The organism is Rhodoferax sp. OV413 (assembly GCF_900104385.1).
Classification (GTDB): domain Bacteria; phylum Pseudomonadota; class Gammaproteobacteria; order Burkholderiales; family Burkholderiaceae_C; genus Rhodoferax_B.
Window position 1 is genome coordinate 397,672 of sequence record NZ_FNJA01000004.1, and the last position, 11,137, is coordinate 408,808.

General features: G+C 65.7%; 9 protein-coding genes. 6 read left to right on the forward strand and 3 right to left on the reverse strand.

The features are described 5' to 3' along the window. Positions 1-3: 3 nt before the first annotated feature. Together BLT66_RS16435 and BLT66_RS16440 are read right to left on the reverse strand one after the other, a co-directional pair. Entirely contained in the window at positions 4-528 is a 525-nt protein-coding gene (locus BLT66_RS16435; RefSeq protein ID WP_092759017.1) for a pyridoxamine 5'-phosphate oxidase family protein, read from the reverse strand. 137 nt (positions 529-665) lie between these two features. Then, positions 666-1,193: a hypothetical protein gene (locus BLT66_RS16440; RefSeq protein ID WP_092759019.1), complete on the reverse strand. Its 528-nt coding sequence runs from the start codon at positions 1,191-1,193 to the stop codon at positions 666-668. Between the two features lie 271 nt (positions 1,194-1,464). Here BLT66_RS16440 and BLT66_RS16445 point away from each other — a divergent pair, with 271 nt between their 5' ends. The 5 genes from BLT66_RS16445 (at position 1,465) to BLT66_RS16465 (ending at position 9,831) form a co-directional block, all read left to right on the forward strand. Next, a complete protein-coding gene (locus BLT66_RS16445) occupies positions 1,465-3,243 on the forward strand; it encodes a diguanylate cyclase domain-containing protein (protein WP_092759021.1) in 1,779 nt (592 codons plus the stop codon). Between the two features lie 156 nt (positions 3,244-3,399). Next, positions 3,400-3,672 carry a hypothetical protein gene (locus tag BLT66_RS16450; protein WP_092759023.1) on the forward strand — a complete coding sequence of 91 codons (273 nt, stop codon included), beginning with the start codon at positions 3,400-3,402 and terminating at the stop codon, positions 3,670-3,672. Positions 3,673-3,807: 135 nt separating this feature from the next. Beyond that, positions 3,808-5,931, forward strand: a complete 2,124-nt coding sequence (locus BLT66_RS16455; RefSeq protein WP_092759192.1) for a catalase — start codon at positions 3,808-3,810, stop codon at positions 5,929-5,931. A 199-nt stretch (positions 5,932-6,130) separates the two neighbouring features. Beyond that, positions 6,131-9,160, forward strand: coding sequence for a chemotaxis protein CheB (locus tag BLT66_RS16460; protein ID WP_092759025.1), 3,030 nt, complete (start codon positions 6,131-6,133; stop codon positions 9,158-9,160). Further along, positions 9,157-9,831: a PAS domain-containing protein gene (locus BLT66_RS16465; protein ID WP_092759027.1), complete on the forward strand. Its 675-nt coding sequence runs from the start codon at positions 9,157-9,159 to the stop codon at positions 9,829-9,831. Before BLT66_RS16460 ends, BLT66_RS16465 begins: the two co-directional genes overlap by 4 nt. Before the next feature lie 22 nt (positions 9,832-9,853). Here the strand turns inward: BLT66_RS16465 and BLT66_RS16470 are convergent, their stop codons facing one another. Continuing rightward, positions 9,854-10,591, reverse strand: coding sequence for a Crp/Fnr family transcriptional regulator (locus tag BLT66_RS16470; RefSeq protein ID WP_176955068.1), 738 nt, complete (start codon positions 10,589-10,591; stop codon positions 9,854-9,856). 290 nt (positions 10,592-10,881) lie between these two features. On the opposite strand from BLT66_RS16470, the gene BLT66_RS16475 reads away from it, so the two are divergent. Next, the gene (locus BLT66_RS16475) at positions 10,882-11,136 is read left to right on the forward strand and encodes a hypothetical protein (protein ID WP_092759029.1); all 255 of its coding nucleotides are present in this window, start codon (positions 10,882-10,884) and stop codon (positions 11,134-11,136) included. Position 11,137 lies beyond the last annotated feature (1 nt).

The window sequence follows — 11,137 nt, forward strand, 5'->3', positions numbered from 1 at the left end:
GCTTCATACGGGCTGCGGGTAGCGGGCCGGCTCGGACAAATCGGTCAGCACCGCGTGCTCACCCAGGGCCAGGGGCTTGCCCGCCACCGCCGAGGCAGCCATGGCAAACATGCGCACCATGCGGCTGTGCGGCGCATCCCAGTACTCGGCCTCATGCGGCACGATCTTCAGCAGGCCCAGGTGGGTGGACTCCACGCCATCGGGAAACCAGGGCCGGGCCATGGGGGTCCACAGGCGCTCGATGCGCTCGGCATCGGTATGGATCTCGCCATGGCCGGAAATCGACACATAGGTGCTGTGTGGCACATCGCCAAATGCCAGGTTCAGCACCTGCAGATGTTCAACTTTTTCGGACCGCAGGTCGGTGAAGAACCACAGCGCACCGGTCTCGTCCATCTCCAGCGGCACCATGGGCTGGCTCACCAGCGCGCCATGGGTGTCAAACGTGGTCAGCATGGCGATGGTCATTGGTTCCAGCAATTGGCACAGCTGCGCCAACTCGGCGGTGGGTTGGGTTTCGGTTTTCATGGGTAGCTCCAGAACGGGTAAGCGGCCATCATGGAGCTCAAGCAGGATACGCGCCATCGGTGGCAACCGGCTTTGTCTGTCGGCCGCGTCCTACAACGTTTCTACAGGGTGCGGAGCGATTCTGGCAGGCAGATCAGTCAGCCGTTGGCCACAAAGCGGTCGGCCCGGGCCGCATCCAGCACGCCTGCCGCATCGCAGCCCAGCTGGTCCGCTGGCGTGGCGCCGTGCAACCAGGCATTCGGCTCGGTAAACCACTCGGCCAGCTCCCATGCGCTGTACACGCCCGCCAGCTCGGCCAGCACCGGCCGCAGCTGCGGCAGCGGGTGCATATCGGTGGGATCGAACTGGAACAAGGGCATCCAGCTGTCGGTATGCCAATCAAAACTCAGCACATCGCGCTGCACCACCCAGCGCGCCAGGGTGGCGACATCGGGCCCGCCGCGGCGCACAAACAGCGCCAGCACCTCCTGGGCGCGCGCCAGTCCGCCGCTGCTGCGGTAGGCGTTCATCAGCGCCACAAACTGCTGGTCGTCCTGCCAGCCGGCCGTGCTGCGGGGCGCAGCATGGCCGGCCCAGGTCATCTGCCGCAGGATGGCGCCGGCCATGGAGAGCCCGGGCAACTGCATGGCGAACGGGGGGACAGAGGGCGGCACGAGCTGCTGCATGGGTATCTCCGCGAGAAAACCAAAGCCACACCTTAGTGAGCGCGCTGCAACGCGGTCTGTGCGCTAGCCCACATAAGGCTGGAGCTGTGGCAGCTATTCATTCATTTTTAATAGCAGCTTGCGCAGTTGCAGCATGCGCAAAACCCCGATTTCTCTTAAAAATTCATACGCCGAAAAATGAGCGCAACGGCAGCAGACTCGGGTACAGTCTGGTTTAAAACCGGTGTGAGACAAAACACGTCCCTCAGACGCCCAGCGAGACGACAGCGCTATGGACCAACAACCGCCACCTTTTGAGCCCAGCGCAGCTGCGGCCAGCGCACTACCGGTGTTGCGCGCCGTGGCCGAAACCCTCGACAGCCTGGGCATAGGTACCTGCGTGTTCGACGAGACCGACCACGCCCTGGTGTGGAACCGCACCTTCCTCAAACTGTTTCCCGAACATGCGTCCCACATCCACGTGGGCGAACCCTACCAGGCCAATCTGCGCCGCTTCTACCAGAACCGCCTGGCCGCCGGCGAACTGGCGGCCATGGAGCGCTACGTGGTCGACGGCCTGGCCCGGCACCGCAACCAGCAACGCCCGTTCGCCTTTGAGCACCTGGGCGTGCGGCTGTGGGCGGCCTCGCTGCCACTGCCCAAGGTGGGGCGCATCCGCATCTGGCAGGTGCGCACGCCGATTGCCGGGCCGCAGGGCGCACAAATCCTCAGCGCCCTGGGGGCCACGCCGATCAAGGACGGCGCCCTGTTTGAACACGTGGCCGACGGCGTGATGGTCACCGGCGCCGACGACCGGATCGACTGGGTCAACCCGTCCTTCGTGCTGATGTACGACCTGCCGGACCGCGACGCGGCGCTGGGCCGGCAGTTCGAATGGGCCTACCGCACCGCCTGGCAGGGCCAGATCACCGACGGCGGCGCACTCTTCGAATCCGGCCTGGCCACCCTGGCCGATGGCCTGCACTTCACCGGCGCGCCGTTCGAGCTGCCGCTGCCGCGCGACCGCTGGAGCCGCGTCATCGCCCAGCGCAGCCCCGATGGCAAGGGCTATTTCGCCCACGTGGACATCAGCGCGCTCAAGCACCAGCAGCGGCTGCTGCAGGCGGCCGAGCGCCGGGCCCGCGAGAGCGAAGCCATCCTGAAGGACAAGTCGGCCCTGCTGGAAGCCACGCTGCAGCGCATGGAGCAAGGCGTGCTGATGGTCAACGCCGAGCGCATCGTCGAGGTCTGCAACCGCCGGGCCCGCGAGCTGCTGGACCTGCCCCAGGAGCTGATGGACCGGCGCCCCACGGTAGACGAAGTATTTGCCTACCAGGAAGCCCACGGCGAATTCGCCCACACGCCGCCACAAACCCTGTCGCTGGTCCGCGCGGTCGACGGACTGCACCGGCCCCATGGTTACGACCGCAAACGCCCGAACGGCCGGGTCATTGAGGTGCACAGCGTGCCGGTCGAAGGCGGCGGCATGCTGCGCACCTATACCGACATCACCGAACGCCGGCTGGCCGAGGAACGCATCCGCCACGTGGCCAGCCACGACGGCCTGACATCGCTGGTCAACCGCGAAGCCTTCCTGGAAAGCCTGGCCAGCACGGTGCAGACCGCGCACGCCGTGGGCGTGGGCTTTGCCGTGCACTTCATCGACATCGACCGCTTCAAACCCATCAACGACCGCTTTGGCCACGCCGTGGGCGACAAGGTGCTGGCGCTGCTGGCCGACCGGATGCGCCGCATCGCCCGCGACGGCGACCTGGTGGCCCGCATGGGCGGCGACGAGTTCGCCGTGCTGCAGTACCCGGTAGAGCAGCGTGACCGCGCGCTGGGCCTGGCCTACCGGCTGCTCGAAGGCATCAGCCAGCCTATGGAGATCGAGTCGCACAGCCTGCAGGTCGGCGCCTCCATCGGCATCGCGCTGTACCCGGAAGCCGGCAGCGACGCCGATACCTTGCTGCGCAATGCCGACGCCGCCATGTACGCCGCCAAGGCCGCCGGGCGCGACTGCGTGCAGGTCTACGACAGCGGTAGCGAGCTCGACCCGGACCCGGATTAATCCTGATTTGATAGCAGCTGGCGCAGCTTGGATAAGCGCCAGCGGCGTTATTCACCCTGATTTGCGCAAATGTGCGCCAGCGCACCGACGGGCCAACGCCTGCCGTTTTATGGTGACTCCATGCCGACGCCATCGCCCTCGGCCACAGGAGACACTATGCCCGTCCACTCCCGCAAACCCGCCCCCGCCGTCCAGCCTGCCGTCAAATCGGTTGACACCAGCGCGCCGCGCCGCAAAGGCTCAGCACCCGACAGCCCGCCTCCCGATACCCACCCCAAGCTGCCGCACGAGCGCGACCAGTCGGTGGACGCCACCGACGGCACGCCGAGTGTGGAAGTCGAACAGGCCTACCGCGATGTCAGCCGCGGCCTGCAAGACACCGACCGCGGCCCCGAAGCCGACCGCACCTACAAAAAGCTCCAGCGCTAAACCCAAGGCTTGACCATGACAGTCCCTACCCCCACCAACCCACCAGCCCCCGCCACCAAACCGCTGGCCCAGGAGCACGCCGACTTCACCGCCGAAGGCGCACCGCCGCCGGGAAAAGTTGCGCTGAGCGAACCCATGACCCCGAGCCAGCAGCCCGCCCGCCCCCCCGAGCCAGCAGCCCAAAGCCTGACCACCAACCAGGGCCTGCCGCTGCCCGACAACCACAACTCGCTGAAAGCCGGGCTGCGCGGCCCGACGCTGATGGAAGACTTCATCCTGCGCGAGAAGATCACCCACTTCGACCACGAGCGCATCCCCGAGCGCGCCGTGCATGCGCGCGGTGCGGGCGCGCACGGCTTCTTCCAGGTGTACGAGGACATGGGCGGTCTCACCAAGGCCCACTTTCTGTCCAACCCCGGCGTGCAGACCCCGGTGTTCGTGCGCTTCTCCACCGTGGCCGGTTCGCGCGGCTCGGCCGACACGGCGCGCGATGCCCGCGGCTTCGCCGTCAAGTTCTATACCGCCGAGGGCAACTACGACCTGGTGGGCAACAACATCCCGGTGTTCTTCATCCAGGACGCAATCAAGTTCCCGGACCTGGTCCACGCCGTCAAGCCCGAGCCGCACAACGAGATCCCACAGGCCGCCAGCGCCCACGACACCTTTTGGGACTTCGTAACCCTGATGCCCGAGTCCACCCACATGCTGATGTGGGTCATGTCCGACCGCGCCATTCCGCGCAGCCTCCGCATGATGGAAGGCTTTGGCGTGCACACCTTCCGCATGGTCAACGCCAAGGGCGACGCCAGCTTCGTCAAGTTCCACTGGAAGCCGCTGCTCGGCACCCACGGCCTGGCCTGGGACGAAGCGCAAAAGCTGGCCGGCAAGGACGCCGACTTCCACCGCCGCGACCTGTGGGAGGCCATCGACAGCGGCAACTTCCCCGAATGGGAGCTGGGCGTGCAAGTGGTGCCCGAAGAAGACGAATTCCGCTTCAACTTCGACCTGCTCGACCCGACCAAGCTGATCCCCGAAGAGCTGGTGCCGGTGCGCCGCATCGGCCGCATGGTGCTGAACCGGAATCCCGACAACTTCTTTGCCGAGACCGAGCAGGTGGCCTTCCACCCCGGGCATCTGGTGCCGGGCATCGACTTCTCCAACGACCCGCTGCTGCAGGGCCGGCTGTTCTCGTACACCGACACCCAGCTGTCGCGCCTGGGCAGCGCCAACTTCCACGAGCTGCCGATCAACCAGGCCAAGTGCCCGATGCACAACTTCCAGCGCGACGGCATGCACCGGCAAACCGTCAACCGCGGGCGCGTGGCCTACGAGCCGAATACCCTGGCCACGGGCAGTGAGTTCCGCCTCGACGGCACACAGGCCCAGCCCAAGGGCTTCAGCAGCGTGCACGAGACCCTGGAGTCGCCCAAGATCCGCCAGCGCAGCCCCAGTTTTGACGACCATTTCTCGCAGGCCCGGATGTTCTGGCTGAGCCAGACCGAGCCCGAGCAAGACCACATCGTGGCGGCCTTCCAGTTCGAGCTGTCCAAGCTCGAAACCCCGGCCATCCGCCAGCGCATGGTCGACAACCTGGCCCATGTGGATGGCCAGTTGGCGGTAAGGGTGGCCGCGCCGCTGGGCATAGGCGCGCCGGACAAGCAGGCCGCCACCCTGTGGTCGGGCTTTCGCGCGGCGCCGCACCCGGTGGACGTACAGCCCTCGCCCGCGCTCAGCATGGCGCAGGCCCCGGGCGGCAACATTGCCACCCGCAAGGTGGCGATCCTGGTGGCCAATGGTGTGGATGCCGCCAGCGTGCAGGCCGTGCAGCAGGCGCTGACCGATGCCGGCGCCAGCAGCAAGGTGGTGGCGGCAGCGCTGGGCACGGTGCAAGCAGCCGACGGCGCGCTGCTGCCGGTGGACTGCAGCCTGCTGACCACGCCCTCGGTGGTGTTCGATGCGGTGTTTCTGCCCTGCATGGGCGCCCACGCGGCGGCCATGGCAGCCGATGGCGACGCAGTGCACTTCGTGCTGGAAGCCTACAAGCACTGCAAGACGATTGCCGCCTGCGGCTCGGGTGCCGGCCTGCTGGCCAGCCTGGGCGTGGGCCTGGTGACCGAGCCCGGCGTGGTACTGCCCCTGCCCGGCGTAGTGCTGGCGGCCGCGGGCGAGCTGCCGACCGGCTTCGCCCCGGCCTTCATCCAGGCCATGGGCCAGCACCGCCACTGGGGCCGCAACGGCCTGGCCACGGTACCGGCCTGAGCCCCAGGCGCTCTGCAGGGCCGACGCGGGTCAGGCGGGAGCATCACGGTAAAAATTTAGATAAAAACTGCCTCTAGCGCATATTCCACCTGCGCTGGCAGCTATATTTTTAGGAGTTTTTTTACTTTGACGCATCCAGGGACTACACTGAAGTTCGCTGAAGCGCCCGCCTGACTCTTCGTCGCAACAGGAGAGAAGCATGGCAAGCAAGGGACCCGGCTCCAAAAAGAGCCCCAGCACCGCAGCGGCACCGCCCGCCCCCACGCCCACAAACTCGCAGTTCCCCATCGTCGGTATTGGTGCGTCGGCCGGCGGGCTGGCGGCGTTCGAAGCCTTTTTCTCCGGCATGCCCGACCACAAGGACCCGGGCATGGCCTTTGTGCTGGTGCAGCACCTGGCGCCCGACCACAGCAGCCTGCTGACCGAGCTGATGCAGCGCCACACCCGCATGCAGGTGGTCGAGGTCACCGACGGCATGCTGGTACAAATCAATTGCGCCTACATCATTCCGCCGAACCGCGACATGGCCTTTTTGAACGGTGCGCTGCACCTGCTGGAGCCGAGCGCGCCGCGCGGCCACCGGCTGCCGATCGACTTTTTGTTCCGCTCGCTGGCGCAGGACCAACGCGAGCGGGCCATCGGCATCGTGCTGTCGGGCACCGGCAGCGACGGCACCCTGGGCCTGCGCGCCATCAAGGACGAAGGCGGCATGGCCATGGTGCAGAACCCGGCCTCCGCCGAATACGACGGCATGCCGCGCAGCAGCCTGGCCACCGGCCTGGTGGACTACGAGCTGCCCCCCGCAGAAATGCCCGCCCAGCTGATGGCCTATGTGGCCCACGCCTTTGGCCGGCCGCCCCGGGCGGTGACCACGACCAGCGCACCGCAGACCGAAAACGCCTTGAAAAAAATCTTCATCCTGCTGCGCACCCATACCAGCCACGACTTTTCGCAGTACAAGCCCAGCACCATCTACCGGCGCATCGAGCGGCGCATGGCGGTGCACCAGATCGACGCGCTGGACGATTACGTCAAGTTCCTGCAGCACACCACGGCCGAGGTGGACGCGCTGTTCAACGACCTGCTGATAGGCGTGACCAACTTCTTCCGTGACCCCGAGGCTTTCGAGGTGCTGGAGACCCAGGTTGTACCCAAGCTGTTTGAGGGCAAGCCCGCCGGTGCCGTGGTGCGCGCCTGGTCGGCCGGCTGCTCCACCGGCGAAGAGGCCTATTCCATTGCCATCCTGCTGCAGGAGCGGCTGGAGGCCTTGAAGCTCAGCTACAAGGTGCAGGTGTTTGCCACCGATATCGACAGCCGCGCGATTGCTACGGCCCGCGCCGGCCTGTACCCAGCCAGCATTGCCGAAGACATCACGCCCGAGCGGCTGGCCCGCTTCTTCACCGCCGAGCCCGATGGCAGCGCCTACCGGGTGCACAAGAGCATCCGCGACATGCTGGTGTTCTCCGAGCACAACCTGGTGAAAGACCCGCCGTTTTCCAAGCTCGACCTGATCAGCTGCCGCAATCTGCTGATCTACATGGGCTCGGACCTGCAGAAGAAGGTGATGGCCTTGTTCCACTACGCGCTGCTGCCGGGCGGCATGCTGTTTCTGGGCAGCTCGGAAACCGTGGGCGAGCTGGGCGATGTGTTTGCCGTGCTGGACCGCAAGGCCAAGGCCTACCAGCGCAAGGAAGACTTCCAGGGGGCGCAGCGTGCCGCGCTGGGCCGGTTCCTGCCACCCGCTGCCATCAAGGATGTGACCCTGCCACCCGCCTCGGGCAAGCTGCCGACGCCGCTGAAACTGTCGCTGCGCGCACTGACCGAGCAGACCCTGCTGCTGCAGCTGGCCCCGGTGGCCGCGCTGGTCAACGCCCAGGGCGACATCCTCTACCTGCATGGCCGCACCGGCATGTTCCTGGAGCCCGCGCCCGGCGAGGCCGGCATCAACAACATCGTGAAGATGGCACGCGAAGGCCTGCGCCGCGAGCTGACCACCGCGCTGCACAAGGCCGCCAACAGCAAGGAACGGGTGCAGACCGCCAACCTGCGGGTCAAGACCAATGGGCATTTCACCCCGGTCAATCTGACGGTCTGCCCGGTGGACACTGGCCCACCGTCGGCACTCGAGTCACCGCTGTACCTGGTGGTGCTGGAAGAAGCCCCGGCGCAGGAGGCGCCCGCACAGGCGCTGCCGCTGCTGTCGGCCAGCAACCACACCCAAGATACGCAGGCGCAGATCGCCGAGCTGAACGAGGAGCTGCAGGCCAAAGAGGAGTACCTGCACGCCGCCAACGAGGAGCTGGAAACCTCGAACGAAGAGCTCAAGTCGTCGAACGAGGAGATGCAGTCCATCAACGAGGAACTGCAGTCCACCAACGAAGAGCTGGAAACCTCCAAGGAAGAGCTGCAGTCCATCAACGAAGAGCTGGCCACCGTCAACACCGAGCTGCAAACCAAGGTGACCGACCTGTCGCGCGCGAATAACGACATGAACAACCTGCTGGCAGGCACCGGCATTGGCACCATCTTTCTGGACCACGCACTGCACATCCTGCGCTTCACCCCGGCGGTGACGCAAATCATCCACCTGATCCTCAGCGATGTGGGGCGCCCGGTGGGCCATATCGCATCGAACCTGGTGGGCTACGACCGGCTGGTGGCCGATGTGCAGCAGGTGCTGGTCAGCCTGCAAGCCCACGAGATCGACGTGCAGACGATTGACCGCAAGCACTACACCATGCGCATCCTGCCCTACCGCACGCAGGACAACGTGGTGGAGGGCGTGGTGATCACCTTTGTCGACATTACCGAGATGGTGCGCACCCGCGAGGCCCTGCGCACGGCCAATGAACAGCTGCGCCTGGCGGTGGTGGTACGCGATGCCTTCGACGCCATCACAGTGCAGGACCTGAACGGCAGCATCCTGGCCTGGAACCCTGGCGCGGTGCGGATGTACGGCTGGAGCGAAACCGAAGCGCTGGCCATGAATGTCAGTGCCCGCATCCCGGCCGCCCAACATGGCAGCGCGCTGGCCCGGGTGCAGCAGCTGAGCCAGGCACAGACGCTGGAGCCCTATCTGACCCAGCGCCTGGCCAAGGATGGCTCGGTGCTCGAAGTGTCTTTAACTTCCACGGCCTTGCTGAACGCCAGCGGCCAGGTCTACGCAATTGCCACGACCGAACGGGCAAAAGAGGTCGAAACCGGTCAGCAAAATGGAGGTGGACTATGAACCCCAACAGCAAAAACGAAGACAGCGCCCCCAAGCCTGAAAAGGCGGCAGAGGACTTGCGCCAGCGCGCCGAAGACCTCGCGCAGAACGCGCTGCCAGGCCTGCAGCACAGCCCGCATGCGATGTCGCTGGAGGCCATGCGCAAAACCCTGCATGAGCTGCAGGTACACCAGATCGAACTGGAGATGCAGAACGACGAGCTGCGGCGTACCCAGGAGCTGCTGGATGTGGCGCGGGCCCGCTACTTCGACCTGTACGACCTGGCGCCGGTGGGCTATTGCACGGTGGACGCACATGGCCTGGTGCTGGAGGCGAATATCGCCGCCGCCAAGCTGCTGGGTGTGGCACGCAGTGCGCTGGTGGGACAGCGCATCAGCCGCTTCATCGTCAAGAACCACCAGGACAGTTATTACATGTGCCGCAAGCAGCTGTTCGAGTCCGGCATGCCGCAGACCTGCGAGCTGCAAATGAGCCGCAGCGACGACAGCCACTGCTGGGTCGCGCTGACCACCCGCGCCGGCCATGACGACCTGGGTGCTGCGCTGCAGCACATGGTTCTGTACGATGTGAGCGAGTCCAAGATCATGGCGGCTGCCATGCGCGAGAGCGAAGCCCGCTACCGTGCGCTGGTGGAGCAGCTACCGCCCGCAGCCAACAAGCCCAAGGTCTGAAACCTTGAACCCGTACTGACATTCAGGCCGCCAGGGCCAGGGGCGCAGGCAGCAGCCGGTCGTGCTCTTTCTTGGTGACCGCATAGCACTCGCAGCTGCGCTTTTCCAGCTGCAGACGGTCAAGCACCATGATGTGGCCGCGCTGGTAGCGGATGACGCCCGCCAGCTGCAGCTTGTGGGCGGCGCAGGTCACACCCTCGCGGCGCACCCCCAGCAGGCTGGCGGCCAGCTCTTGCGTCATATCCAGTTCGTCGGACCCTACCCGGTCCAGCCCCAGCAGCAGGCGGCGGCACAACTGTTGGTCTATGGAGTGGTAGCGGTTGCACACCGCCGTCTGGGCCATTTGCGCCATCAGCGATTGGGTGTAGCGCAGCAGCATCTGCAGCACCGGGCCGCCTTGCAGCATGGCGCTCTTGATCCACGAGGCGCGCAGCCGGTAGCCCTCGCCAGCGCTTTGCACCACCGCCTGGTTCGGGGTGGCGCCGCCGCCCATGAACAGCGATATGCCCACCACGCCTTCGTTGCCCACCACGGCAATCTCCGATGACGCGCCCTCCTGCGTGCCGTACACCAGAGAGACGATGGCCGTGGTCGGAAACACCGCGTACACAGGTGCTTGCCCCGCATCGCACAGCACCTGGCCCAGGCTGAGATCGACCAGCTCCAGGTAAGGCTCCCAACGTGCCAGTTCGGCCGCCGGCAAGGCCGCCAGCAAGCGGTTTTGTTGCGGATCTGGGCTGAGGTGGGGCAGGATGTGCATACGGTTCTCACAGTGTTAGGGACTGCCCTATGGTCGGCGCCGGACGCCGAGTCCGGTATCGGCGGCGACCCGTTTCGACTGCCAGACCTGTCCTACAACCACGTGATAGGCCTGCGCCATAGCCATTGCTACCTGAATAGCCGCCGTCCTACCCCGCGAGCGGCGCCCTGTCCGACAGACTTACACGCCAGCCCGACCTAGGATGCTTACACGGGGTTACTGCTTCAGGCAGCACCCTGTAATACTTTATTCATAACGCGGCTTTATGCCGTGCGGCAGGAGAAAACCCGATGCGCAACAAAATTATTCCGACCGCCTTTGCAGCTCCCAGCTGGAGCACATCGTCGTTTGGCGATGCCACCGGAACCTCCCCCATGGAGCTGGCGGCGCTGAGCGACCATCTGAGCCTGTGCCAAGGTGCGAACGGGCGCCTGACCTATTTGCAATATGCGGGAGAAATACTGCACCGCTTTGTGGCTACCCGCTTTGTCACCACCCTGGCATTGGCGACTCTGGTGATCGGCGCCGGACTGCTGGCGCTGTAAG